This window comes from Chitinophaga sp. 10T418 (assembly GCF_056394125.1).
The window spans coordinates 227,029-253,245 of record NZ_JBFTHG010000001.1 but is presented as its reverse complement, the minus strand read 5'-3'; the positions used below and the strand labels follow the sequence as shown (position 1 = coordinate 253,245).

Here is a 26,217-nt window from a genome sequence, read left to right as displayed (position 1 = left end):
TTACCAACCGGGATTTTGTACGAGGTTGGGATTTATTTGCAGATTGTCTTCCTTGATCGGCCAGAAATAATCGCGGGGTGCCACAAACTGCATATTGAACACGAATACCTTGCGATTATAATCTTCATAAGTTGATTGCAGGATATCCCATCCATAGATAGGGCTGTTCAGTACTTGCGGTGCTGTTTTCCACCTGCGCAGATCCCAAAAACGACTGCCTTCAAATGCCATTTCTATGCTGCGCTCCTGCCGGATAATGTCGCGGAGTCCGGCTACAGACGCATACTTCGATGGATTGTTGGAATAAGTAGTCCATGAAGTTTCTACCGACTGTAGCCCCGCTCTTTCACGGATCGGGTTCAGATATGTCAATGCTTCAGCGGAAGCTCCCGTTTCATTCAGTGCTTCGGCATACAGGAGATAAAGGTCTGACAGGCGCATAACAGGCCAGGGATATGATTCCGTTTGTAATGAAGTATTAGTAAAGACCATATTCCAGCTCACAATTTTTTTGGTATAGTAGCCAGTGATAGAATACAAACGGCTTTGTTTTTTCCCGGAATATTGTTCCAGCTTACTTTGAATATTGTAGTTGTTGTTTTTCATGAACCATTTGGAGCCATCAAATGCCATATCTGCGTAGAACCGTGGTTCTCTTTCAAAATGTAGTCCCACTGTTCTGTATCCTTCCTGCATCGCGGTATCTTTTGCGGCTACAGTACGCAGCTTAAAGCGATTTGCATAGTCCCAGGTTTTATCCTCCTCGATCGGTACACCATGCTGTGTATAAAACATTTCGGCTATTTTCAAAGGCGGCGCAAGTTTTCCTTTCAGGTTAAGGTTGAATGCATTGGGATCTAATTGCGGACAGGCAAATGTTTGCAGCCAATAGGTAGGGTTACCGTCTGTTGTCAATCCCCATATCAGTTCGCTGTTCCATTTCTCGCACACGGCATTGCGAATATTCATTTCTATTTGTGTAGCATGATCTACCTCAAAGATGGAAGGATTGAAGTGATATAATTTCACTCCTGCCGACTGTGCAAGATCAATAGCTCTTTTACAGGCGTCCCGTGCCCTCGTCCATTTGGAAGCATCGTATTGCGGATTAAAAAGCAGCTGCCCATTTTTATTCTTCATGCCTGCAAAATCGTTATTGCCATTGAACAAGGGACTGGCCGCTGTTACCAGTACCCGGGCTTTGATGGCCAGGGCTGCAACTTTCGTGATACGTCCGAGTTCTGTAGTGGCGCTGGTGATAGACAGTGGTAGTCCGGTGTTTTCACCTGCAGCTGCTTGATCCAACAGACTGGCGATATAATTCACGACAGAATCGACCGGTTGACGAAACACCCGCACTTCCTCCGGAGACGCCGTAATGGGCAGGTTTTTATCCACCACCGGAATAGGGCCGTACATCCTGAATAAATACCAGTGGAAATATGCCTTCAGGAATTTCGCTTCTGCAGTCCATCTGTCTCTTTCATAAGGTTGCAGGTCTATTACTTTACTCACATTTTCCAGGAAAATATTACAGGTCCTGATACCCTGCCACAGCGACTTTCCATCAAAATTATCCCAATAATTCAGGTATGGATTGGCGCTGTTCTGATTACCGCGGGCAATGTTATAAGGATCGAGGTAAAAATAATCCTCGCTCATGGGCCAGTAGGTCCATGCCTCGTCGCAACCGCTGAACGCTGGATTCCTGTCCGGGTCACCTTCTCTCGGCAGATAAGCATAGCAGGTAAATAAATATTTCTCTGCTTCCACACGGTTGGCAAAAGCATGCTCGATCGTGGGTACGTTATCGGGTATGATATCAAGAAATCCTTTTTTACACGAAGTAAAAAGCATTACCACCATACCCAGCGACCATACGACCATACGTTGGCTGCGCATACATTTCACTGATGTTAAACAAGTATATAATAATTGCATAGTTGTAGATTTTATCCGGATACTATAACTGAATGTTGATGCCTATATTAAACACGCGTTGAACGGGATAGCCCAATGCGTTGCCACCTTGCTCAGGATCCCACAATTTAAATGCACTGATCAGGAACAGGTTGGTACCGTTGGCATAGATCCTTAGCCCGGATATGTGATATCTTTTCATTCCTTTCTCGCCGATATTATAGCCGATTTCTGCGCTCTTCATCCGGAGAAAAGCGCCGTTGCGCAGCCACCAATTGGAAGGTTGGTTGTTGTTTTCATTTTGCGTAAGACCCAGTCTGGGCCAGAAGGCATACAGGTTACGGTTGTCTTCTGACCAGTGATTCTGCGCAATAACATTGAGCAGTCCATGTTGATTACCACCATCCACAACAAAAGGAGAGATAGCAGCAGGATCTATGAAAAAGGAAGATCTGGCGGAGCCCTGGAAAAAGGTACTGATATCAAAATTTTTATACCCAAAAGAGAATCCGAATCCATAGATGATCTCCGGCGTAGTAGGGTATCCCAGCGCATTCACCATATCCAGTTTGGAGATTTGTCCATCGCCGTTCAGGTCGCGGTATTTGATGTCTCCACCCTTTACTTCTCCGAAATTCTGGCGGGGTGAGTTCTTTACATCTTCTTCATCCACAAATAATCTTTCTGCAACAAGTCCATATACCTGGCCCAGCGAATGGCCTACGCGGGAAAGATATTGCATGTTATCAGCGTATTGTGGTTCTTCGTTCACCAATAGTTTACTCGCAGCGTAGGTGAATGTTCCCCGTACCTGTAGCCAGGTTTTTCCGAAGTTCTTGTTGTAGTCCATGGATAAATCTATACCGCGGCCTTCTGCTACGCCTACATTGGCGCTGATTGGCGCGGTAAGCCCCATGGTAGATGGAATGTAAGCCCGCGACATCAGGATGCTGCTGCGGCGTTCTTTATAGGCATCTACGGTCACCGTCAGCGCATTCCACAACCCGAGGTCCAAACCGATGTTAGTCTTCTGGGATTTCTCCCACGTGATGTTATTATTCGGATACCTGGAAATAGAAACGCCAGATTTTACATATCCGTAGTTTTCTCCAAAGTATGAGCTGAAGTTGCCGTCATTGAGGCTCACGTTAGACAAGTAGAAGAAACGGTCGTTAGCATTCCCGATCTGGTCATTACCTACGAGGCCATAGGTAGCACGGAATTTCAGCTGCGATATTACATCTGTTAATCCTGCCAGGAACTTTTCATTACCTGCATTCCAGGCTACGCCGATGGAAGGAAAAAAGCCGTAACGGTTATTACTTGCAAAACGTTCCGATCCGTTGTATCCGAAGTTTCCTTCCAACAGGTAGCGGTTATCATAGCCATAGGTGAGTCTTCCGGAAACGCCCTGGTTGCGGAAGGGAAGCGACAGTTGCAGATCACCTGCATTTCCGTTCAGATAGTTCCGGCGGATACCAATCAACAAGCCACCGATGTTATGCACACGGTTGAACGTACGGTTGTAGTTTATCGCTGCTTCCATGTAGGTGGTCGTATTCACTATCTTATCGCCGGGCGTATAGTTGAGATATTCCGTAGCAGTTTTTTCATTTAACAGCGACAGCGAGTATTTATCCGGATCCTTTACTGTAGGACTGGCAGCGTAGAAGAACGGATTATACTGCCGGCTCAGATTAAAGTAGGAATAGCGTTTGGTATACGCCATGACCCTGGCGGAAAGGCCTTGCGTAATAGCGCTCAGGTCTTGTTTTACTTCCAGCTGTACATTTAATGTAGAGGTGTTGTATTGTTGAAACCCTGACACCATGGATGCGTAAGGATTGCTATACACCTCCCCATTAGAACCGCGGGAAGTGTTTCCGAACAAAGGATGTTTTACACTGGGCAGATCACTGGCAGGGAAGGTAGCCGGAAACAGCACCGGGTTTGCATTCAATGCACTTTTGAAGATAGCAGCACCACCACCAACAGGGCCGTTGTAGTCATCGAAATTCCCGGTAGTTCTGATGATGGCTTCCGTGGTAGATGTAAGTTTCAGATTCACGTTAGAGCGAATCTCATAACTCCTTAACTTGATATTGTTATTGAAGTTATTATCACTTTGCGTTCTCAGGATACCATTATCCTGGTTCATGGTAGCGCCTACATAGTACTGTGCTTTCTGTCCACCGCCGGAGAGGTTGAGATTCAGGCGCTGGTTATTCGTAAATTTTTTGATCAGCGTTCCAAGCCAGTCGTTGCTGGGATACAGGTAAGGATTGTCACCTGCTTTGGTATGATCAATCTTGTTCTGGCTGTAAGGCAACGGCGCCAGTCTGTTGCGGGTGATGGCTGCTTCGTTGGCCAGTTCCATGTAAGAGATATTATCCGCCAGCTCAATATTCCGGGTGTTGGAGGAGAAAGAGTTTTCAAGTCGAATATTCATTTTCGTTACGCCGGATTTACCTGTTTTGGTAACAACGAGTATCACACCGTTGGCGCCCCGTGCGCCGTACAGAGATGCAGCCGCGGCGTCTTTGAGCACGGAGAAGCCGGCGATATCATCCGGTTGCAGACGCGCCAGTTCGGTGGAGGTGGATTCCATTCCATCGATTAATATTAAGGGGTCCAGTTTACCTGAGCCAAAAGAGGTGATGCCGCGGATAAAGAACGAAGCATTATCTGCTCCTGGTTCACCACTCCGTTGGTACGATACCAATCCGGATATACGTCCGGCGAGCATAGTGGTCAGATTGCTGGTAGGCCCTTTGATTTCTTTGGGATTTATGGCAGTGATAGAACTGACCATGCTTTGTTTCTTTTGCTGGCCGTAGGCGACCACCACTACATCATTCAGGTCGTTCCGGTTATCCAGTAATGTTACAAGGATAGTGCGCCGTCCGTTCACCGGGATCTCCTGCGGCTGGTATCCCAGAGAGGAGAAGGTCAATGTATCGGAGGCTGTTGTTAGTTTGATGGAATACTCTCCGGAGGAGGTGGTGACTGTGCCGGCGGGCCGATGTTTCACCTTTACGGTTACTCCTGGCATGGCTTGTCCTTTTGTGTCCAGCACTTTACCTGTTACGGTGAATAGTGTCTGACCAAATGAGGCATTTCCTGTAAACAGGAACAATAGAAAGCACAGATATTTCTGTCGCAGGATAGTTGGGACGCGTGTTTTCATAACAGTGCAGACAAATGAGTAATTAGATTTTGGTTTGTATATACATAAGTACATATTAAAACGATAGCGTCAAACTTTTTCGAAATAAAAATTTACCGATCACCTATTTAAATTAACAACAAATGATTTATATATTATTTTATTAAAATATTTATTGGTATTTCCTTTAAATACACACTGCTCTTATCAAGTGGAACTGCCTGGTGGACGTCAAAAGTCTTCAAAAAATGCGGCTATTTATTAACTTGCAGTGCTTCTATGTTACTACATATATGAATTTAGCAATCGATCATCAAAGCGGAACCCCACTACACATACAAGTGGAAAACCTTTTACGGGAACTGATAAAACAACCGGAATACCAGGCTGGAAAGCTGTTGCCCAATGAAATGGAGCTGGCCAGGAAGCTGGCTATTTCGCGTCCTACGTTGCGCCAGGCCATCAATAAGCTGGTGTATGAAGAGTTGCTGGTGCGGAAAAAAAGAGTGGGTACCAAAGTGGCCCATCAGAAAATGAGTTCCAAATCCATGAACTGGATGAGCTTTACACAGGAAATGCAAGCCAGGGGAGTTACAATAAAGAATTACGAATTGCATATCAGCTGGGTGTATCCCGACGAGCAGGTCGCGAATTTCTTCGATATCAAAACAGATAAAAAGGTGATGAAGCTGGAACGTTTGCGGGGTAATTCCCAGGAGCCATTTGTTTACTTCGTTTCCTATTTTCATCCCAGGATCGGCCTCACCGGCGATGAGGATTTTAAGCAGCCCTTGTATGAAATGCTGCAGCATGATCATTATGTGGTGGCTACTTTGTCAAAGGAGGAAATCAGCTCCAGGACTGCCGATAAATTCATTGCTGCTAAGCTGGAGATTAATGTGGACAGCCCGATCCTGTTCCGGAAAAGGTATGTCTTTGATCAGGCAGAGCGGTCCATCGAGTACAATCTGGGCTATTACAAAGCTGAGAGCTTCGTCTACACTGTTGAGAGCAGACGTACACCCTGATTATTTTCCATTTTCACTGTTTCAGAAGCAAAACCTATCTTCTCATATACATTCATTATGTATGTACATACTAACATAAAAAATGAATTGCAACATGTTATCACGGGTTGCCTTTCACTAAATAGATCTGTCCTGGTGATGATAAATTCAATTGGCCATAAACATATCTAAGCAATAAGTTATGGCCATATTGAATGAATAAGCGGAAGGTTTGTTTATGGCTTTTACAAGGCCTACTCTTTGTTGATATGATCATTAAGAAACGCGGGAATCATGGTCATTAATAAATCGGTTCTTCTTGTCAAGGCCGTATGCATAGTTCCTGGCAATATCGCCAGTTGTGATTTCGGCATTGATAACTCACCAACACCACCGCCACCCAGTAATTTATACAATTCCACTACATGCTCCGGCTGAACAATATCTGCATCACCGGCAATAATCAACGCAGGCGCCTGAATGTTTCGAATATCATCTGCTGACCAGTCCTGAAACTTTTGGTTGAATGTTGTCACTTTAGCAAGGTGTTTAGGCCAGTCCTGCGGCCTTGGGGCGGTGCTGAAATATTCTGCTTCATAGACAGTACCTTTCATGGCTTCGGCAGTAAGCAGTTTTTCCAGTTCTGTGAGGACAGGATGGCGCCCGCTGCTGTTATAGATGACCGAAGCCAGGATTAGCTTGCCTACAAGCGCAGGTTGGCGCATGGCTACCAGCAGCGCTACACCTGCTCCGGTGCTGTATCCAAAAATATCCGTTTGTTCTATATTTAAAATTTGCAGTAACGCAATAACGTCATCTGCAAATTGTTCGTAAGAAAGCGGACGTTCCGGAATATCAGCCGTGTGTCCATAGCCCTGAAATTCAACAGCTATAACCTGATGGTCATTTGCCAGCAGAGGAATTAAGTCCCCGAATGCAGTACTGACTCCGGACACCGCTCCAGGCAGGAGTAACAACGGCTTTCCGGTTCCATGTACTTCATAGTACATCTTCAGTCCGTTGACGTTGGCATAGTTTCCGTTGATTGCTGTAGTGATCATGGTTTTTATTGTTTGCGTTGATGCGAAGTTCGCAAGCGGCAGGCAAACAATTCTTGGTGTACACCAACATCAGAATTTCACATGGTTGAATAACTTGCTAAAGTTCGTTGGGTCTATTCCTAAATAAGAAGCAATGTATTTGTGGGGCACCAGGTGCAGCAACTGCGGGCTTTTCCGGCAAAATGCCTTATATCGTTCTTCTATGGTCATGGCGCGCAGATCAATGTGGAGGTCAATCATGCCTGCTAACATGGATTCGCTCATCCGTCTGAAGAGTCGTTCTATTTGCTGGGATTGATCCACCAGTTTTTGCAGATCCTCATAGCTGAGGGACTCCAATTCACTGTCTGTCAAACAGGTTAAATGATATTTAGAAGGTACCTGGAATGAAAAGGATTCAGCGATGGCGCATAAGTTTGGGAAGTAGTTAAAAGCAATGACGTAGGCCTTATCGGTCGCATCTAAGTAAGCCATCTGAACACCGCTTTTTACGAAGTAAAGCTCTCTCTGAATCTGGCCGGGTATGATAATGAACTCTCCTTTCTTAAACGAGCGGGGTTTAAGGTTTTCCGTCAGCAAACGATAGTCTGCCATGCTGATATCGTGAAATTGTTTGAAGTATTGATAACGTTCCATAAGATCAAACCCAGGCGCAAATATAGATAAAGTTCTTTCGGCCATCACTGCTGCCGGATCCGCCTTTTCGAAGCTGGCATCAACTTACCATGTAAAAATCCAATTTCTATCAGCGGTAAGTCAGCCACTCTAGCCCCAGCATTCCCCTGTGTCTTTCAACGTGGAAAGTATCTCCGTTTTCAAACCGGGCATAATCTGGTTCCGTCATAATTTTAGCATAAAAGGGACCATTGGTTTTCAGTAATAGAAAATAATATGGAGGGCGACCTGCTGATTTTCCTTTCTTATCCAATATTATAAATACAGTACTGTCCAGGGTAATCCTTTTATACTTCCAGCTATGCTGATAACGATTGTAGGTTTTCTGGTTTACTTCTACCCACTGTGCGGGCATGGAAACACTATCTACATGAATAAGATCAAAATAGTAAGCATCTCCCCCTGGGCCTCCATCTTCAGCCAGCGTGGTTACAGCATACTTCTTTACTAAAAAATACTTCTCCACCACAGGATTTGAAAAGTCGAATACATAATTTAATGTGGCCAGAAAAATCATCACATAAGCAGCCAGTCCACTCCAAAAAACACCTCTGCTCATCACTCCAATGCCATCACCGGCAAATAAAAAACAATACATGATGGCGGGTAAAAAAATGCTGACGCCAAGCGACAAAAGAGAAGAATCATAGATGGATAAAACATGAAACAATATGAATCCATACAGGCACGGCGTGAACAGGTCCAGCCAGAAATTGTATATATTATCCGGTATTGGCTTACTGAAATAAAAAAGAAGATGCCTTGCAACGGAAATAAGGAAAAAAAATACAAGGAGAAATCCGAACCGGGATGATAAGGGATCCGTATATAACAAACATACCCCCAACAAAATTCTTACTATCGCCAGCAGGATGCTGCTATTAGCGCTTACGCCGGTTGGGTTTACAAATTCTCTATTTTTCCAGTTACTCATGTCAGGTAGGTTTCCCTGCAATCTTTTTATGAATTGAAGGAAGTAGCGGTTACATTAATAATATTATCCTTTCGTAATACAATTTACCATTTTTGTCTGATTCCGGTATTACAAAATGCGGACGGGCCGCTATCCGGATTATGCGAGAGAATCCAGACAAAGGCCACTCATACGAAACGAGCAGCCTTTCTCATTCTAAATATAAAAAAACTATTGCTTCACCATGGTAAATACCAGCTTATCTCCTGGTTGTATTGAATTTTCTACATAATAAGTCAATGTTTTACAGTCGTAGCTGGCAATAGTACCGTTTAACTGACCATCACTGGTTAATGTATTACCGCTTAGCTGCCAGGTACCATCCCCGATTTTATCGGATTCACAAACGGTACCGGCATTGTTGTACTTATAAGTACCGTCACTTTTCAGGGTGATGATATCATCCTTTTCGCAGGGCTCCATAAACGCTAAATAGTCCACTGGGACGGCTGTTGCGGAAGCCTTGTATTGCAGCGCTGTTAACTTATAGGCACCGGAAAGACTGGTCACATTAATGCTGCACTCGGGGCTGCTACTTTTCTCTTTTTTGCAGGAAAAAAACATTGAGCCTGCTGTCATTGCTATTAAAGCCCATTTCATTGTGGTTGTCTTCATATATTTGGTTTAGATATAACTTTGTTTGATAGCAATACCCTCCCACTGACCTAAAAGGTTGGATAAAATGAAAAAATATTTTTTTTGAGAGACACCCAACCATTGCCTGAAAAACAGGGTATTACTGAAAAAAGGTCGGTCTGTACCAGGACTTACCACATGGGAATAAATAAATTGTGGCGTTTTAAAACCTAAAATGAAAAATACAGTATTAGCATTTGCCATCGCGGGGTTAGTGAGTGGTTGTACTTCAATCAAACTGGCTATACCCGACAAATTCAAGGAACAAGCCACCATGCAACATGTGAAGGGCGCAAGAGGCAATAAAATGTCATTCGCTAACTTTTCGACATCTAAAATAAAAAGGGGGCTGCATATCAACTCTCCCGTATGGTCCTGGGGTGGACGCGGATTTTTACTGGAAAATATGCTATTGAATCAAATTGGCATTCAGAAAAGTGAAACAACTACCCAGGAAAAAACAAAATTCCGCTACTCTTTGTCAGACGGAAAAAATAAGGTGGAAATATATGCAGATGAAAAAGAGATGATAAAAAAGCTGGAATATGAAACCATTAACCGACCCAGCATCCTCAATGGTTTCGAGCAATTGCAGGAATACAAATATATATTCTCAGCGATTATTAGTGCTGATACCACCCGGGGCTACAAAAACTGGGAGCTGTTGATGACAAATATTTACGACCGGAAAGCAGAAAATGATAAAAACCCGTTTACTTTTATTAAGCCGGATGACAATGGACTCGCCACAAATGGAACTGATACTATTTTTATAAAACCTCTCAGCATTAAAAAAACAACGTTGTCCAATGGTAAAACAGGACAGCTACCGTTTAAATTGCTGTCTGGTTATGAGCTAAGCACCAATGATGGTGTGATTGCCATTATTGACGCAATAGACAGGAATATCTGGTTCTATAATGAACTGGATGCAACAGAAAGGTTAAATATAGGCGCCATTGCCACCGCTATTTTTGCCAGAAAAGTACACGATGTGAAATGGTAATTCCCTGCTCATTATAAAAAGATTTGTATTGAAACGACTACAGCAAAGGGATATAAGGTAATTAAATTATTTAAATAGTTCCTGGAACAAGATTTAGAAAATATTATCATTGATTGCCGCAGCGGCAATAGAAAAGCACAGGAGCAACTGTACCGGCAGCTGTATGGTTTTGCTATGACTATTGCCATGCGCTATGCTACTGATGAACACGAGGCGGCCGATATCCTCGGCCATGCCTTTGTGAAAATGTTCAGGAGTATCAACTCCTATGATGCAACGAAAGGGAACTTTCATGGCTGGCTGAAAAAAATCATTATCAACGAATCATTAGATCATATAAAACAACGCAGCCGCTTTACCAGCCTGGAATCAGATACCGTAGAAGAACCATTTGTCCAAAACAGCATTATTGAAAAAACAGATGCAGCAGCTATACTGCAATTGGTAAGACAACTACCAAGAGCTACGCATGCCGTGTTTGTATTGTATGCCATTGATGGCTATACTCACAAAGAAATTGCATCGCAATTAAATATCAGTGAGGGTACCAGCAAATGGCATTTGAGCGAAGCAAGAAAAATTCTTCAACAAAAAATAACCGCTATAAAAAATTAGTGAATACAACCACTCCATACGAAAATTTAATAGCAGCAAAGCTGGAGCAAATTCCTGTGCCGGATATGGCCGACAGTATTTGGAACAGCATTGAAATGCAGTTGGATGCGGTTCCTGATGCACCAGCGGAAAAACCTTCCCTAAAATATAGGGGTAAAGGCTGGTATGGCTTTGCCGCAATAATGGTGGTGGTCACTTTACTATTCTGGTATTATCATCATAAAAATAATGCACCTGAAAAGATAACGCCTTTAAAACCTTTACCTGCAACAGAAAAGCCTTCTCCTGTTACAGACAGCAATACATTAATCAATAACATAGAAGAAAAAAACACGCCACCTCTTAATATAAAAAAAGAAACACTATTGCCAAATGACACGCTAAATACCGCCACCATTGCCGATTCTATCTCTACACAAAATACAGCACCCATCAAAATAGATTCGTCGGCCTTGCCAAAAACGAAGGACCCTGTCCGCATTTTTGATACGGTGTATACTATTCCAACCCGTAAAAAACATAAAGGCGTAAAAGGTATTACCCAGGATGACTACAGACTCGATGTCAATAAGGACTCGATACCGAAAAAGAAATAGCAGCGGCGGGAAATGTTATTGAACTAAATTACATTCCATCATCTGGCCGCGCTTGCAAAAACCAAAAAATTTGTAGTATTTTCAGTAACCATTCTAACATCATCTGAAACTCCAACGTATGAAATTAACCCTCCTCAACTTCCATAACGTATTGACATCATTGCTAGTTTGCTCCTTAACACTGCTAACAAGTAGCATTACACAAGCCCAAAAACAAAATGACCGGCATATACAATCTGTATACTGGAAAATTGAAGCACCCCATTCCGGTAAAGTTTCCTACCTGCTTGGAAGCTACCACCCCTTGGGTAAAAGTTGGGTAGATAGTCACCCGGAATTTTATCAGCATATTGAACTTGCTAACATATTCATCTGTGAATCCATCCCAGATACAAGCGTATTGGGAAATCAAATAGATAGCATTAGCTCAAATAAATCCAGGAAGACGGCAGTACAGATTTTTGGAAACGCCATCGCTTTTGTCGACAAGCACTTTCTTGATATGGGTTGGCAAGAAAAACCTTCTGACCTAATGAATAAAATGCATACTGCGGGCGAGCAAAACCGAATGATTATGCGCATGATATCCAAACTGACATCTCAGCAGATGAATAAGATAGGAATAGCAACAGAAAAGATCGGTATGGACAAGGCATTGCTGAACCATGCTGTTGAAAACAAAAAAAAGATAATAGCACTTGATGATGCAGCTATATTGCCAGATATCCACTTTACAGAAGGTAGTAATTCTATCAGTAGTCAAATAGTACAATTAGTACATTTCCTCGATGCACCTGTTCTCAGTCCGGAAGAGGAGCACGCAAAATCAGATCTGCTGGCATCTTCTAACCAATATAAATCTGGATGGAATGATTATGAGAAACGCAGAATTTATCGCGATAATGATCCCTTTCAGGTGATAACCAGAAATGCCGCGTGGATACCGCAGCTGGTTTCCTTATTAGAGCAGGACAATTGCTTTATAGCTGTAGGCGCCGGGCATTTTTTTGTCGATAAAAACAAGGGCATCATCGAAGTCTTACGTAAAAAAGGGTTTATTATAACGCCTGTTACACTCGGGCAATAAACCTATATAGATAGCAGTAATCAGATAAGTGGAAAGTTGATGGTAAAAGTGGTTCCAACATCAACAGTAGAAGACACTGCAATTTTCATATTATGATACTGGGCAATAGTGCTTGCGATAGAGAGCCCCAGCCCATAGCCTTCTCCTTCCGTTCTTGCTACTTTCTTAAACCGGTGGAAGATAGTGCCTATTTCCTGTTCGCTGATACCTATACCAGTATCGCTAATGATGAGCTGATAGGATTCACCAGGAATCATTTGATCGCTCACCACAATTTGCCCTCCGGATGTATTATACTTTATAGCATTATTCAACAGGTTATACAGTAGTTGAAATATCAGGTCGTGATTCAGGTGATGCAGTACAACTATATGGGAGATATTGTTGGTGAATGATAATTGTTTTTCTTCTAACCGGTGCTCCAGTTCCTCCATCACTTCTGTTATCAACATAGCAGGCGTCAGCTGATCATTTTTTGGAAACTGGTCATTCTCAATACGGGAGATGAGTAGCAACGAATGAACTATTTTCTTCAGCCGGTTTAGTGTTTTCATCATGCCGGTGATCTTTTTCTGCAACTCTTCATCGGGAGAATCTTCCACCATCAGGTTCTCCATTTTGTTTTGGAGTATGGTGATAGGTGTCATCAGCTCATGGGAAGCATTGGCTGTAAACTCCCGTTCTTTTTCAAAGGCTTCGTTGATTTTCCCCATCAGTTCAATCAATGAATCGTCGAGGTACCTGAAATCTTTGGTAGTGGTATGAATGGGAGGAATGTGCTCTTTAAACGGAAATTTCCGGTTCACTAATTTCGTCCTGATGATTACACCAAGTGGGCGAAGTAATAGCCTGGTAAATATAAGATCTACCAGGGTGGTGAGTACTATCAGCCCGAACAATACATACAGGGCCACCTTTTGCAAGGGACGATTATATTGGCTGATGGTAGCTGTTTTCTTTCCGACTTCCAGCATATACCTTTTATGTTGGTAGTCAAAAACATGGCTTAACACGCGATAAGTGAGTGTATCACTTTCCACTACACGTTGTAAGGTAGCGATGGTATCTGGTAACGAATCTTTACCGCCAGGCTCCATCGAAATATATTCTTCCTTCAGCATGGTGTAGCTGCCATAGCTTTCTTCCCCCTGCAAATAAGCTTCAATTCCATTTTTCCATACTACCTCCAGGACCTTTTTCTTTTGTTCTTTCAGGTAATAGTCGTTGTACCTGAAAGCGATATCTTCTACCAGGACTGGCAGCAGCAGTACGAACAGAATAGCGATAGCCATCTTCGACAGCGTGATAAAAAGTGTAAGTTTGGTAAATAGTTTCACGCTCAGAGCTTTATTTTATACCCTACATGTCTGATAGTCTGGAGCCATTCAACGGATGCAAAGGCCGATAATTTTTTCCGTATATTTTTGATATGCACATCTATATAATTGGAGTCGTAGTCGTCATCTGCCAAATCTCCCCAGATATGCTCACTCAGCTGCATTCTTGTGAGGGGCCTGTTTTTATGTAACAGCATGTAACTAAGCAGGTCAAATTCTCTTCTCGATAAAGAGATTTCCTGTTTTTCAAAAAAGATGCTTCGTTTATGCAGGTCTACTGTAAAATCTTCGAGGGGTATTTCATTATCCGTTAGCCCGAATTTACGTCTCGAAATGGCTTGCATTCTGGCCAGTAATTCCAGCAGGGAAAAGGGTTTGGGCAGATAATCATCTGCTCCTGCCTGCAGCCCTTTTATGCGGTCTTCCAACTGTCCGCGTGCAGTGAGAATAATATAAGATGTTTGTGGATAGTCTTTCCGCGCCTCCTGCAGAAGTACCAGTCCATCTTTATCAGGAAGCCCAAGATCCAGCAGGATGAAATCATACTGATGCTCTTCCATTTTTTCCAGTCCCAGTCTGGCAGTATGAGCCAGGTCACAACGGTAGTGTGCTTTTTCCAGGAACACCTGCATTTCTGTGGCCATGGCCTTTTCATCTTCTATGATCAGTACTTTCATTTGACTAAAACTGGTAATAGAAACTACAATTGAAAAAAGAGTTGGTATTGCCTGCGCCACTGAGTGCTTTGTCACTCAGCACTGACAGCTGATAAGCCACTTCTATCATGTAATGCGCCCTGTTATAGGCCAGCGGTACCCGGATACCGTAAGAAAGGAGGTCAAACCTGGAGGCTTCTTCTGTCACCATTTCAGAAGTACCAGGAATGCCGGGCAATACAGGCAGCGGCAAACCCAGGAACTTTCTTTCTTTGATATACGTCTGATAAAAATGCTGGGAGCCCCCTACCGCTTCCACAGAAGGCGTCAGGGTGATCAGGTCTTTCCCTTTGGAAAAGCTACCCAATGGGATCTGTTTCTCTGTACTCAGCGTTACAAAAAGGTCCTGCTGTTTTCCGAATGCATAATCTACGTTCAGACCGGAAGTCATCCAGTAGTGGTACTTCAGTGCGGCGGTGGCATTATCTGTATTTGCTGCCTGGAGAAACGGGGAGTTGGCAGGAAAGAAAGTATGGCTATAACTGATATCTCCTGTTAACTTCTTTCCCATCTTAAATCCCCAACCCACACCTGCACTGGTGGCGGAAACAATGCTTCCGGAATCATTCAGTAAACGGTATCCCACTCCTGAAAAATAGATCCCGGAACGGAACTGTAAAGTGGCGCTGGCCGCAGCGTAAGGCATCGGTTTGATCGCCGTCTGCCCATAGTAATTAGCATTATTGGAATATAGTAAACCCATTGTCAGCGTTACCGTCTTGCTTACAGCTGTGGTATCTGCGGGTATATGCATGGTGTCTGTCTGTGCCTGTGCTGCAGTAGCACAGCATAGCCATACAACCGATAATATCAGTATATATTTCATATGGTCGTCTTTTGTCCGGTCAGAATATTTTCCCCGGGATGATTTTCGGCTTAATGATCCGGATTGGCTTAATGGGCAATGGAGAGGGAACAGCCATCGGTTTAATTAAACGCCTCGATTTTGGCACTTCTTTTATCTCTGGTAAATGCTCCTGCAATTTGGCAACTGGTTTTTCAATTGGTTTATCGGACGTAGTCCTGACAGGTTGCAGTGTATCAGCAGTAGGTATATTCCCATAACCGGCATGTGGTTTTGCCAGCAGCAGTGCCGGCACAACAACGAGCGTAGATAAAAGGAATTTAATCATCATGATAAAAGTAGCAGATTTTTGCTGCAAATAGTAGCAAAAATCTGCTTTTTTTAGTTAAATCTACAAGATGCCCAGGGCGGCACCTCCTCCTATACGCGTATTAATACGGATGGGGGCAGATTGTATATTCAGGGTATGGTTCAATGTGGTATTAATGCTGGTGGCGGGTTTAATAGTATTACTCACCTTGTTTTCCAATTTCAGACCGGCGGTTCCGGCAGTCTGCAAAGTATTGCCCACGGTATTTTCTACCGCTATAGCAGCACCGGTAGCCTGATGTGCAGTAATATTTCCGGCACTTTCTACACTTGTTATACTTGCGCGACCAGCAGAACTGATCTGCGCGTCATTACTGCCCGCAGTAGTGTTGTTACCGGGATTTACTATAACTACAGAGGAGCTGGTGGTTGTACTACCAGCGCCCAGACTGGTCTTTCCTGCACTGACCTGACTATTTACATTTGTAGTAGCTTTCACTGATGCCTGCTGTGCAAAGGCAGCACCTGAGAATAATAAGGCGATGGCCATTAATCCATTTGCTTTCATGATCCTGGTTTTAGGTTGTTCAATATTTTAATGTCAGAACAAAACTAATACGGGAAGATGAAGCGAAAATGAAGAACGGCGAAAAAGAATCAGGAGGGATGCCTGGTTAGCTATTCCATATACTCTACCCGAGGTTAGTCTGAATTTTGGTATTGAGGTGAGACTGTTCTAATGTAAAAACCCGGGGCACTGCATATCGTGCCCCGGGTTTATAATAATACAGTAATCGTCATTTAGCAGGCTAAGAAGCCTTTAACGCGTCTTTTATCCTTCCTTCTGTTTTACTTTCACTTGGCCGGGGCGCATCATTATCAAATACCTTTCCTTCTTTATCGATGATCATATAATGCGGAACACCTTTGATATTAAACAGTTGCGCCAGACGCCCTTTCGCACCATTATCAGAAAGCAGGTGAATTCCGATTATTTTATCATCATTAATAGCTTTTTTCCAGGCATTGGTATTTTCATCTACACTGATATAAAGAAATACCACGTCTTTATTGTCTTCAAACTTCTTATGTAATGCAGGAGCCGCTTCCTTCATCTCCGCTCTGCAGGGTGTACACCAGCTGGCCCAGAAATCAATATATATCACCTTGCCTTTAAAATCGGTCAATGACACATCTTTCCCGTCTACGTCCTTTAGGGTGAAAGGCGGTGGTACTTTGCCTACACCAACAGCTGCCAGTCTCCCATAGAGTGCTTTCAGCTCATCCCGTTCTTTATCATTCTTACAGTAGTTTTCCAGGTAATCGTCCAGCAATTCCTTTCTCCTGGTAACATCAGGGGAATTCTGGAGCACATTGGTGATGGCAGATGGCAATGTTTTGGCCATAACCTCCGGATACTTTTTATACTTCTCCTTTTGGATTTCGTATATGCTTAGCAGCTTGTCGCTTCTTTCCAGTGGATCATCATAGATCCCTTTATCCATACGGGTTTTATCCAGTAATAAAGCAGGATAGGAATAATTAAGCAGTTTAATATAATTAGGATTAATCAACCACTTGTTATCCAGTTTAACTAAATTAATATATGACCAGTAATCAGCCGGCAGCCAATCAGATTTCTTTTTTTGTTTGACCATTTGCAAAAGGCCCGGCACACTAATTAACCCGGAAAGTTTATATGCATAAATATTTGCTTCGGCATAAGTATAAAAATAAGGGGGCAGCACCTTCCTGTTTTTTTGTAAAACGATCAGTTGTTTGGCGTATACATTCTTATAGAATGCAGCAAAAGTATTGCCCGTAGTGGTGCTATCCAGCTTATTCCAATCAGTTGCATAAATATTGTTCAGCTGATTTAATATGGTAGAACTTTTTGCACCTCCTCCGCTGAATGTCAATGTAGAATCCGGATTTACGGCATCATAGCTCAACTCCAGTATGTCTCCCGGTTCCATAAAAACCGCCGCTCTTGTATGTGTGGTATAGAACAACAGTTCCTGAGGATTATTCAGCTGAAACTCGAACCTGACCATATGATCACTGCCAGGCTTTGCTGTTTGTGATATTTCACCAGTTGGATATACCGTTTGATCAAATCCCCGGATGCCCCATACGGCGGTATCTTTTTCCAGACCGTTTACTTTTGCAATGATCACCGTGTTTTTTTGTGCCTGCAATCCTATTGTAATAGCACAAAGGAGGCATATGAAAAATAGTCTCATTTTATTCTTGGTTTATTATTTGAAAAATAGGGTTATGGATTTTGTGTCATATCCGGGTTACTGTTAGATATGTATAACGGAATTCGAAGCGTTAATCGCTCTGGTCGCAGGCTATAAGTGCCTGTCACGGTTCCGTTCATATCATATATGGTATGCGTAGTACCCACTGTTGAATTATAAACAGGATCCACCGAAAGGCGGCGCATGTCAAACCAGCGGTATCCCTGCACAGGGAATTCGCGGATCCTTTCGTTCAGAATGAATTTTGTCAGTGCGACCTTATCAGTGGCTACAGTAAAGGGTATCGCCACTTCTCCTTCAGGCATTCTCCTCTCCCGGAAAGCTTCCATATCTGCCACCGCGCCAGGCAGGTCGTTCCCGCGTGATTTACATTCTGCTCTCAACAAACAGATGTCGGGAATAGTGATACCAATATTGGTGAAGGCCCCGTTGCCCCAGGCTCTGAGCATACCATCAGGATATACATTTGTAAAATCGCCAAATGGGTTGGGGGTTAAAAATCCGCGTCTGTAATCACCGGGCAGATACAAATTAACAGCCCGGGAACTCAGCACAACAGAAGAAAATACGAACCCGAAGTAGTTATATGTTTGCCGCAAATAAAGTACTTCCTGGTCAACATTAAGATTCCCCCTGGAAGGCCCTGTCACCGGGCTTACGGGGGTAAAAGCGCCGCCGGGTGCAAACTCTTTCTGGTAATCATACAACCCAACGGGAATACTGGCGCCGGGCAAATCATTTATCGCCGCATTAAGCTGAATCAGGGCTTTATCAAATTGCCCCATGAATACATATACTTTACCTAGTAATCCTTCTGCGGCTGGGCGGGACATCCTGATGCGGTTAGTGAGCCTKGTTGGTAAATTCGGCAGGGCGTTAGAGAGATCATCGATAATGAGCTCATAGATTTCCTTTACGGTAGCACGTGTAAATTTTGTTTGTGTTACATCAGCGGCCAGCAGTTTGGGGATAGCCAGATCCGTAGCCGCTGTCGCTTCGTTATAGGGCTTACCATAAAAATTCACCATCATAAAGTTACACCAGGCGCGGCATGCAAGGGCTTCTGCGCGGATAGACTGCTTTTGCGCATCGCTTCCTCCTTTGGAATCCATCACTTCATTTATCACCTTATTGTATTGATACATAAGGCGCATTAACATCGTCCATTCGGTCTGAGAAGCATCCGGAAGATAAACGTCATCTTCCCACCTGAAAGATTTCTGGAACTCCGGTGCCATTTCTCCGGCAACATAGGGTGCAATGCCTGCCAATTCATCGCCAGATACTAATTGAGGTTGTAAGACGACTGAGATACTCGAGTTCAGCAGCTGATCATAGTCGGATGTTTTTTCAGCAACCAACACTCCCTTTGGATTTATTTCCAGGAAATCTTTTTTACATCCGCCCCCTATTGCAATGACCAGTAATACTATAAAAGGATAAATGATTTTTTTATTCAGCATCAGCATTTCCTTATTTTTTTAGAGTGTTAAATGAGCGCCGATAGTGATGGCACCCTGATTCACCGGCATACCACTACGAACGCCAAATCTTGCATCCTGAAATTCCGGATCAATATTATCGTGATTGGCTTTCCACAGCATCAGGTTGGATACTTGTAGACGAAACGTCAGTTGTTCTGCGCGGATCTTTTTGAGAACGACAGGTGGTAGGGAATATGACAGTGAAATATCGCGAATCTTGGCATAGGAAGCATCTACCACATTGAGATCACCAAGTACATAATAATCAGTATTACGCCTGGTAGTGTTTTCTGCTGTGGTTATAAAAGATGGAATATTGGTATGGGCTTCATCACCTGGTTGTTTCCAGCGATTGGCAAAATCTGCATGCAGATTACCGGAGGAGAAATCCTGGTTATTGATAAAGCTATAACCGGTATAGGTACGGTTTACATTCCTGAACATTTTGTGCCCTACATTGTAGATAATATTTACGTTCAGCATAAAAGATTTATAGCTGAAAAGGTTGGACAGGCCGCCACTCCAGGGTTGCTGATAAACGCCCATATAAACCACATCATCTGCTTTCACCGCGGTAGGATTTTTTGTGACTGTTTTATCTGTCAGTTTTACCAGCGGATCTCCCATATTATCCAACCCTGCAAAATTATATGCCCAAAGAGCGAAGGCGGGATATCCTTCGAGGTAATTTGCGCTGTTGATCACCTGGCTACCAGTCGTATAAGGGAATTGCTGTATTAATTTATCTATCCTATTCTTATTGTATGACATAGTCAGCATGGTGATCCACCTGAAATTTTTGGTCATGATATTACCAGAAGAAAGTGTAAGTTCAATTCCTTTATTAGTAAGATCTCCGGTATTCCCAAATATGCTGGTATATCCAGTGAGTGGATTTACCGGCATGCTACCGAGCAGGTGAGTTGTTTTTTTTCGGTATAAATCCACCGATCCTGTAAGGCGTTGACCTAAAAATGCAAAGTCAACACCAATATTAAAGGTTTTGGTGCTTTCCCATGTCAGATTAGGATTGGCCGGGGATGACACATACAGGCTTTTCCCACCAGGCGCATTGGGAGCATTAGCAGCAGACAAAATATCATATGAAGAAGCACTGCCAGGAGTTGGGGAAATACCTGTAATACCATAAGTAGCTCTTAATGCCAGGTTGTTAACTCCTTTTACCGCATCAAAGAATGGTTCATTACAAATATCCCATTTGAGCCCTACACTCCATACTGGTTTACTTTGGGCAGATTTATTTTTCCCAAACAAGTTACTCTGATCCTTTCGCCAGGCGGTATTCAACGAATATTTGCGGTTGAAAGTATATGCAGCATTCAGATACCAGGAAGTAAAGCGAGACACCGTTTCTGACTGGGAGAAAATCGTATCTGCTAAAAAAGAACCATTGGAGGAATTGGCCATTACCGGATTTTTAATCCCGGTAGCCGCTAATGCCTGGTAATTAACCAGTGCATATGTTTGCAGCCGCTCATCGTAACCATATTGCCGGTTGTTATTAGAAATAACTTTCTGTTCCTGTGCTTCCTGCCCCGCCAGCGCTGTCAACTGATGACGACTGTTTTTCCAGCTACGGTCAAATACCAGCTGATTCCTTATTATCCAGTTGTCCTGATTAGTGCCGACTACATTATACTGTCCACCGGTTGTAGGCAGATTATATACAGGAATAGCGGCAGCAGTTGGTGCTACCGTAAAGTTAACCACCTTCACCCGTTGCTGATAGTTGGTATTATCATCATAAACAACAGTCCGGTTATTCCCCTTTATATAACCATACATGCCCTCAAACCGAAAACCATGTGTCAGATTAATGGTAATACCTGTATTGATGCGTGCGAGCAATGCATTCCCTTTTGTATAACCGGTGCTGACATTATCGACCGGATTAAAGTCGAGATTAATCCTGCTTCTGACTTCCATATCTGCCCTGGATTCATTGCTCAGGTACCCCATGTATGGCATGGAAATACTTTTACCGGAAGCATCAGTGAATAACTGGTAAGGCAAAAAGCGGGCGTCCGGAGATATAGCACGCTGGGCAGCAACTACCTGGTTAGTAATATCTGTCAGCAGGAAAACCTTCAGATTTTTATTAAAGTTAAAGTCCTGACGCGCATTTAATTTATAGGTATTGTTGCTATTACCAGGGGTATTGTCTGTTGTACCAGTGTAGGCCATGGATCCGTAAAACGTGTACTTCTCTGAGCCTCCAGATACGGATACGGTATGATTCGTTAGCCTGGCCGGCCGGTACCAGATATCCTTTATCTGATCGAGGTTATTGATGCCGGATAAACTATCCAGCCTGGCATTACCCTGTGCCGCAGAAAGCACTCCCCTATACATATCATACAGTATTTGCCGGTCTGGAGAAAGCCCTGTATGATTTCCTGCGCCGGGAGTGTAGGTACTGGCGATACCATATGGCTGATTAACCGGATCAAAAGTTTCCTTAGCAGCCTGTATGTATTGCTGACTGTTTAATACGGGGAAATAACTGAAATCCGGTTTTCCCTGAAAGCTCACAAAGCCATCATATGCCACACTTAATTTGTTGCGTGCATATCCTTTTTTAGTGGTGATCACAACAACGCCATTAGATGCCCTGGCACCCCAGATCGAAGCAGCCGTAGCATCTTTCAACACACTGATATCCGCTACATCCTGCGGATTAATGAAAGTTACATTGTTCACCGGCATACCATCCACTACGTACAATGGATTCTTATCTGCTTTGATGGTGCTGAGTCCACGTATCTGGAACGTGGTACCGTCAGTAGCAGCGCTGGGGGAGTTATTGACCACGAAACCAGGCACGAGTCCTTCTATCCTTTGCAGGATATTCATACTGGTGCTGCGATCTCTCACCACGCTCATTTCCGGGTTTGAAAATGCGCCTGCACTTCTTTCTTTTGAAATCTGCTGATAGCCGGTATTCACCGTAATTGTTTCCAATTGTGTAGGATCTGGTTCCAGCCGGATCACAGGACCATCAGCCGTATTGAGCAGCACCAGCGCTGCGTTTACCTGCTTATCAGCTGCCATAAGGGAGAGTGCTCCTGAAGCGTTTACCTTAAAAAACAGACCGGTAAATCCCACGTAAGAGATCATCAGTATATCATTTTCCTTCACCGTGATAGTGAATTGACCATTTGCATCCGTTATGGCCCCCTTGTTGGATCCCTGTACGCGAACAGATACTCCGGAAAGTGCAATACCATCGGGACCACGGATGGTTCCTTTAATGGGCGGTACAGAAAGCGAAGATGGCAACACATTCACCTGCTCAGGAGATATATTTTTTCTACTGATGATAATGGAGGTATTCTTTATGGTAAACCCCAGCGCCTGATCCTTAAAGATTTCTTTCAGGAATGCTTCTAAAGATTGGTTGTTGGCTGAAACGGTTACGGGATGGGCAGTTTTCAATGCCTCTTCATCATAAAAGGCAACGAAGCCTGTTTGCCGCTCTACCGCTTCCAATACTCTTTCCAATTTCATTTTATTCCCTGTAAAAGTTATCTTCTGAGAAAAACTCCTGGCTGAAATATGCAGGCAAAAGACAAGGGAAATAAATGCGGTCAATTTCATAACTCGCAAAGTTTGGTTGATTAACCGGCAGTTTGTGAACACAAAGCTTCCCCGGTTACAAAAAGCATTTAATTGCATACTTTTGCATCAGTTTGTTGGTTGATAATAAGGCAGTCCTGTATTGAAGTGCAAGTTGTTTTTGAAATCAGCCAGCGTTTTATACCGGGAGTGCTAGTAACACTTCCGGTTTTTTTCTGCTGTTTTTCAGATGTCAATTCATCTAATCATAATCAGATCATTTAATAGTGATTTACTTATCTTAATGGTGGCTTATTCTATTGTTAATACTTTTCCTGTTAATTGATACCGGATATTGAATTGTGAAAGCACATCCAGTATCTGTGACAACTGCAGGTCTCTTCCTAATTTTCCATGAAATTTTCTTTCAGGTACCGGGCCGTTATATACTATTTCCAGGTCATACCACCTCGATAGCTGCCGCATAAAGGTGGCGGTCCCTTCTCCTTCCATATCGAAGATGCCTTTTTTCCAGGCAACGACTTTCTCTATATCCGCCGGTTGTATACTAATAGTTGTATTGGGGGCATTGATCGTGTGCACTGCCGCTTCTTCTCCCGGTTTCAGTATGCTTGCCCTGTTCCCCCTGACTATTTTCACGCTCCCTGCCAGCAGGGTGGTTTTAATAACCGGTTCATCCCCATAGGCATTAATATTAAAATCTGTTCCCAATACCTGTATTTCGGTTTCCCGGTTGATACCTACGTAAAAAGGCGCCTGTGCATTTTCAGCCACTTCAAAGTAGACTTCTCCGGTAACGGTCACTCTTCTTTCCCGGCCACTGAAAGCAGTAGGATACTTAACAGAGGAAGCAGCATTTAACCAAACCTTTGTACCATCCGGCAAAACTACTTTGAACTGCCGGCCCCGTGGAGTAGATATCATATTCAAAGTGGCTTCTCCCGTTTTTCGTCCACTGGAAGCATAAGTCAATGCATCTTGCTGCAACATTATCTTTGCACCGTTCTGATTGGCTACCAGCCCATCTTTCACACTATCCAGCACGATAGCGGATCCATCTGAAAGCGTTAGTATCGCTCCATTTCTTCCCGGCGCAATGTCGGATGGCCTGGCTGCAGGTGGCAAGGCAACCAGGTGCTTCTGCTGGACAGCAGGTATCAGGAAATATATTCCGGTGGCCAATATCAGCAGCACTGCCGCAGCTGCCCATATCCGCTTATATAGTGGACGTATCAATGGCACAACAGGCAATTCTTTATTCAACACCTCCAATTTTTGCTGCAAAGCCAATAGACTTTTCTCTCTGCGGTTCACATCTTCCTGGCCGATCAGGGATTGTGCTTCGGCTTTTTCTGCTATAACCCTTTCCAGTATGTCATAATTAGCCTTCTCTTCCAGCATAATTATAAAAGCCTCTTCCTCCAGGGGAGTCAAAGCATCAGTCAGCCAGGCATCAATCAGTTCAATAAATGGCGTGTTCATGAACATACTTCTTTTATGGATCGGACACATATGTGTAGATATAAGACGTAAAATGGAAATGATACTCCCGAAAAAACAGCTATTTTTTTAAAAAAAGCAGGCTTATAGCCCCCAATAAGACTTCCAGGAGATATCCTTTTCGATGAAGGTAATCCCGGATATGGTTCAACGCAAGCGTAATGAGGTTAGCCACTGTTTTTTTTGAAAGCTGCATTTGTGTTGCAATCTGGTCGTGCGTAAGCCCGTTTGTGCGGCTCAGGGAAAAGACAGTTTGTTGTTTTACCGGTAAACTGCTCAGCGCTTCCTGTATCAGGGTAGCTGCTTCCTTACCACGCAATAATTCTTCCTGGGGAGAAGATTGGGTTATTTCGATTTCGGAGTTGATATTCCGGATCAACATATGGCGCTTTCCCTGGCGCAATGTATTGATGATTTCATTACGCACCATCGCCATAAAATAAGCCCTGAAATCCTTCCATTCAGTAATACTTTCTTTTTTAAGCCATAGCTTCACAAATACTTCCTGTATGGTATCTTCTGCCAGAGCAGGAGATTTCAGGAACGCCAGCGCAAGTGAGTACACTTCATTCCAGTAATGCCTGTATAATTGCGCATAAGCTACGTCATCACCCTCCGCAATAGCATTCAGGAACTCCTTCTCGTTATATGAAGAAATATCCGGCAAGTAAAAATTATTTTAGTAATGATAAGACCTATGCATGTCCTCAGCCCGGCAAAACCGGAACAATCAATTGATTGATTTTGGTCCGCAATATAATAATATCGTTCCCATAAAGCTAATAGGGTAAGTCCTATCTGTTTGTTCTATGCAAAAAAACAGGCGCCGGATGCCTGTTTTCAATTTGGCCATAAATATGCCAGGATGGCCCATGTATGGCCAAATGAACGCTGCGTTTCTGCGCATTTTGTATGGATACTATTTTTTCATGCTGCTGATCTGTCCTCTTATTTCTCCGTCAGGATAAGCGGCAGTATGAATATTAACATAGTATTTCCCGGCTATCAAATCAGCGCCCTGACTTTGCGTAATCACCGCAGAACCGGAAACACTACCATAAGTGGTTGCAGTAAAGCCCGTAATCCCTACTACTACCGCAGCACTTTGCCCTGCCACTGCCGGGCCATGCAAGTGCATGCCACCAGGTGCACCACTGATACCTGTCCATGTAACGGTGTAATTCACCTGGTACGAAGAAGGGTCATAAGTCCCTGTAAGTGTTCCAGAACCGGTAGTTGAATTAGGAGGGGTTTCCTGTGCGCTATTAAGGGTTGCACTAAGGGTGTAAGATGTTCCCGCAGGAGGTGGATTAGTACCGCCACCACCATATCCGTTACCTTTACTACAAGCGGCCAGCCATGCAGCAATTACCACTAAACTGTATGCCAGCAACCGTGTCCTGTAAAGACGGAAAAAAGATACTTTTTTCATAACAGTTGTTTATAGGTACTACGTATAATTA

Annotated in this window: 22 protein-coding genes; 5 read left to right on the top strand and 17 right to left on the bottom strand. The window is 43.5% G+C overall.

Annotated elements, in window-relative coordinates; genetic code table 11:
- Together AC1DCV_RS00975 and AC1DCV_RS00970 are read right to left on the bottom strand one after the other, a co-directional pair.
- Positions 1–1,902: a RagB/SusD family nutrient uptake outer membrane protein gene (locus AC1DCV_RS00975; RefSeq protein ID WP_477021457.1), complete on the bottom strand. Its 1,902-nt coding sequence runs from the start codon at positions 1,900–1,902 to the stop codon at positions 1–3.
- 61 nt (positions 1,903–1,963) lie between these two features.
- Positions 1,964–5,107, bottom strand: coding sequence for a SusC/RagA family TonB-linked outer membrane protein (locus AC1DCV_RS00970; protein ID WP_477021456.1), 3,144 nt, complete (start codon positions 5,105–5,107; stop codon positions 1,964–1,966).
- 272 nt (positions 5,108–5,379) lie between these two features.
- Here AC1DCV_RS00970 and AC1DCV_RS00965 point away from each other — a divergent pair, with 272 nt between their 5' ends.
- Positions 5,380–6,114: a GntR family transcriptional regulator gene (locus tag AC1DCV_RS00965; protein WP_477021455.1), complete on the top strand. Its 735-nt coding sequence runs from the start codon at positions 5,380–5,382 to the stop codon at positions 6,112–6,114.
- Positions 6,115–6,347: 233 nt separating this feature from the next.
- Here AC1DCV_RS00965 and AC1DCV_RS00960 read toward each other — a convergent pair whose 3' ends face one another.
- The 4 genes from AC1DCV_RS00960 to AC1DCV_RS00945 form a co-directional block, all read right to left on the bottom strand.
- Positions 6,348–7,154: an alpha/beta fold hydrolase gene (locus AC1DCV_RS00960; RefSeq protein ID WP_477021454.1), complete on the bottom strand. Its 807-nt coding sequence runs from the start codon at positions 7,152–7,154 to the stop codon at positions 6,348–6,350.
- Between the two features lie 69 nt (positions 7,155–7,223).
- Positions 7,224–7,790, bottom strand: a complete 567-nt coding sequence (locus AC1DCV_RS00955) for a Crp/Fnr family transcriptional regulator (RefSeq protein ID WP_477021453.1) — start codon at positions 7,788–7,790, stop codon at positions 7,224–7,226.
- A gap of 109 nt (positions 7,791–7,899) precedes the next feature.
- A complete protein-coding gene (locus tag AC1DCV_RS00950) occupies positions 7,900–8,763 on the bottom strand; it encodes a hypothetical protein (RefSeq protein WP_477021452.1) in 864 nt (287 codons plus the stop codon).
- A 210-nt stretch (positions 8,764–8,973) separates the two neighbouring features.
- Entirely contained in the window at positions 8,974–9,417 is a 444-nt protein-coding gene (locus AC1DCV_RS00945; protein ID WP_477021451.1) for a lipocalin-like domain-containing protein, read from the bottom strand.
- 196 nt (positions 9,418–9,613) lie between these two features.
- Here AC1DCV_RS00945 and AC1DCV_RS00940 point away from each other — a divergent pair, with 196 nt between their 5' ends.
- The 4 genes from AC1DCV_RS00940 to AC1DCV_RS00925 all read left to right on the top strand — a co-directional run bounded on the left by AC1DCV_RS00940 (position 9,614) and on the right by AC1DCV_RS00925 (position 12,742).
- Entirely contained in the window at positions 9,614–10,444 is an 831-nt protein-coding gene (locus tag AC1DCV_RS00940) for a hypothetical protein (RefSeq protein WP_477021450.1), read from the top strand.
- A gap of 81 nt (positions 10,445–10,525) precedes the next feature.
- Positions 10,526–11,059, top strand: coding sequence for an RNA polymerase sigma factor (locus AC1DCV_RS00935; RefSeq protein WP_477022069.1), 534 nt, complete (start codon positions 10,526–10,528; stop codon positions 11,057–11,059).
- Positions 10,999–11,655, top strand: a complete 657-nt coding sequence (locus tag AC1DCV_RS00930) for a hypothetical protein (protein WP_477021449.1) — start codon at positions 10,999–11,001, stop codon at positions 11,653–11,655. Before AC1DCV_RS00935 ends, AC1DCV_RS00930 begins: the two co-directional genes overlap by 61 nt.
- Before the next feature lie 118 nt (positions 11,656–11,773).
- The gene (locus AC1DCV_RS00925) at positions 11,774–12,742 is read left to right on the top strand and encodes a TraB/GumN family protein (RefSeq protein ID WP_477021448.1); all 969 of its coding nucleotides are present in this window, start codon (positions 11,774–11,776) and stop codon (positions 12,740–12,742) included.
- 20 nt (positions 12,743–12,762) lie between these two features.
- Here the strand turns inward: AC1DCV_RS00925 and AC1DCV_RS00920 are convergent, their stop codons facing one another.
- The 11 genes from AC1DCV_RS00920 to AC1DCV_RS00870 form a co-directional block, all read right to left on the bottom strand.
- Positions 12,763–14,079, bottom strand: a complete 1,317-nt coding sequence (locus AC1DCV_RS00920; protein WP_477021447.1) for a sensor histidine kinase — start codon at positions 14,077–14,079, stop codon at positions 12,763–12,765.
- Positions 14,080–14,081: 2 nt separating this feature from the next.
- On the bottom strand, positions 14,082–14,756 hold the full coding sequence (locus AC1DCV_RS00915; RefSeq protein WP_477021446.1) for a response regulator transcription factor: 675 nt from the start codon (positions 14,754–14,756) through the stop codon (positions 14,082–14,084).
- A 4-nt stretch (positions 14,757–14,760) separates the two neighbouring features.
- The gene (locus tag AC1DCV_RS00910) at positions 14,761–15,621 is read right to left on the bottom strand and encodes a hypothetical protein (protein WP_477021445.1); all 861 of its coding nucleotides are present in this window, start codon (positions 15,619–15,621) and stop codon (positions 14,761–14,763) included.
- Between the two features lie 19 nt (positions 15,622–15,640).
- Entirely contained in the window at positions 15,641–15,931 is a 291-nt protein-coding gene (locus tag AC1DCV_RS00905) for a hypothetical protein (RefSeq protein ID WP_477021444.1), read from the bottom strand.
- A gap of 60 nt (positions 15,932–15,991) precedes the next feature.
- The gene (locus AC1DCV_RS00900) at positions 15,992–16,477 is read right to left on the bottom strand and encodes a hypothetical protein (RefSeq protein WP_477021443.1); all 486 of its coding nucleotides are present in this window, start codon (positions 16,475–16,477) and stop codon (positions 15,992–15,994) included.
- 241 nt (positions 16,478–16,718) lie between these two features.
- Positions 16,719–18,152 (bottom strand): TlpA family protein disulfide reductase, encoded by a 1,434-nt coding sequence (locus AC1DCV_RS00895; protein ID WP_477021442.1) that lies wholly within the window; start codon positions 18,150–18,152, stop codon positions 16,719–16,721.
- 32 nt (positions 18,153–18,184) lie between these two features.
- Positions 18,185–19,636, bottom strand: coding sequence for a RagB/SusD family nutrient uptake outer membrane protein (locus AC1DCV_RS00890; RefSeq protein WP_477021441.1), 1,452 nt, complete (start codon positions 19,634–19,636; stop codon positions 18,185–18,187).
- Positions 19,637–19,654: 18 nt separating this feature from the next.
- Positions 19,655–23,185, bottom strand: coding sequence for a SusC/RagA family TonB-linked outer membrane protein (locus tag AC1DCV_RS00885; RefSeq protein WP_477021440.1), 3,531 nt, complete (start codon positions 23,183–23,185; stop codon positions 19,655–19,657).
- 360 nt (positions 23,186–23,545) lie between these two features.
- The gene (locus tag AC1DCV_RS00880; protein WP_477021439.1) at positions 23,546–24,736 is read right to left on the bottom strand and encodes a FecR family protein; all 1,191 of its coding nucleotides are present in this window, start codon (positions 24,734–24,736) and stop codon (positions 23,546–23,548) included.
- Positions 24,737–24,815: 79 nt separating this feature from the next.
- Complete coding sequence (locus tag AC1DCV_RS00875) at positions 24,816–25,421, bottom strand: RNA polymerase sigma factor (protein WP_477021438.1); 606 nt, start codon at positions 25,419–25,421, stop codon at positions 24,816–24,818.
- A gap of 252 nt (positions 25,422–25,673) precedes the next feature.
- On the bottom strand, positions 25,674–26,186 hold the full coding sequence (locus tag AC1DCV_RS00870; protein WP_477021437.1) for a CHRD domain-containing protein: 513 nt from the start codon (positions 26,184–26,186) through the stop codon (positions 25,674–25,676).
- Positions 26,187–26,217: the final 31 nt, after the last annotated feature.

Bases quoted from the DNA above. Each gene is read 5' to 3' on its own strand.
- AC1DCV_RS00905 (WP_477021444.1), bottom strand. From the start codon at position 15,931: ATGATGATTAAATTCCTTTTATCTACGCTCGTTGTTGTGCCGGCACTG.
- AC1DCV_RS00970 (WP_477021456.1), bottom strand. From the start codon at position 5,107: ATGAAAACACGCGTCCCAACTATCCTGCGACAGAAATATCTGTGCTTT.
- AC1DCV_RS00930 (WP_477021449.1), top strand. From the start codon at position 10,999: ATGGCATTTGAGCGAAGCAAGAAAAATTCTTCAACAAAAAATAACCGC.
- AC1DCV_RS00955 (WP_477021453.1), bottom strand. From the start codon at position 7,790: ATGGAACGTTATCAATACTTCAAACAATTTCACGATATCAGCATGGCA.
- AC1DCV_RS00965 (WP_477021455.1), top strand. From the start codon at position 5,380: ATGAATTTAGCAATCGATCATCAAAGCGGAACCCCACTACACATACAA.
- AC1DCV_RS00870 (WP_477021437.1), bottom strand. From the start codon at position 26,186: ATGAAAAAAGTATCTTTTTTCCGTCTTTACAGGACACGGTTGCTGGCA.
- AC1DCV_RS00925 (WP_477021448.1), top strand. From the start codon at position 11,774: ATGAAATTAACCCTCCTCAACTTCCATAACGTATTGACATCATTGCTA.
- AC1DCV_RS00950 (WP_477021452.1), bottom strand. From the start codon at position 8,763: ATGAGTAACTGGAAAAATAGAGAATTTGTAAACCCAACCGGCGTAAGC.
- AC1DCV_RS00940 (WP_477021450.1), top strand. From the start codon at position 9,614: ATGAAAAATACAGTATTAGCATTTGCCATCGCGGGGTTAGTGAGTGGT.
- AC1DCV_RS00895 (WP_477021442.1), bottom strand. From the start codon at position 18,152: ATGAGACTATTTTTCATATGCCTCCTTTGTGCTATTACAATAGGATTG.
- AC1DCV_RS00885 (WP_477021440.1), bottom strand. From the start codon at position 23,185: ATGAAATTGGAAAGAGTATTGGAAGCGGTAGAGCGGCAAACAGGCTTC.
- AC1DCV_RS00880 (WP_477021439.1), bottom strand. From the start codon at position 24,736: ATGAACACGCCATTTATTGAACTGATTGATGCCTGGCTGACTGATGCT.
- AC1DCV_RS00960 (WP_477021454.1), bottom strand. From the start codon at position 7,154: ATGATCACTACAGCAATCAACGGAAACTATGCCAACGTCAACGGACTG.
- AC1DCV_RS00900 (WP_477021443.1), bottom strand. From the start codon at position 16,477: ATGAAAGCAAATGGATTAATGGCCATCGCCTTATTATTCTCAGGTGCT.
- AC1DCV_RS00910 (WP_477021445.1), bottom strand. From the start codon at position 15,621: ATGAAATATATACTGATATTATCGGTTGTATGGCTATGCTGTGCTACT.
- AC1DCV_RS00975 (WP_477021457.1), bottom strand. From the start codon at position 1,902: ATGCGCAGCCAACGTATGGTCGTATGGTCGCTGGGTATGGTGGTAATG.
- AC1DCV_RS00945 (WP_477021451.1), bottom strand. From the start codon at position 9,417: ATGAAGACAACCACAATGAAATGGGCTTTAATAGCAATGACAGCAGGC.
- AC1DCV_RS00915 (WP_477021446.1), bottom strand. From the start codon at position 14,756: ATGAAAGTACTGATCATAGAAGATGAAAAGGCCATGGCCACAGAAATG.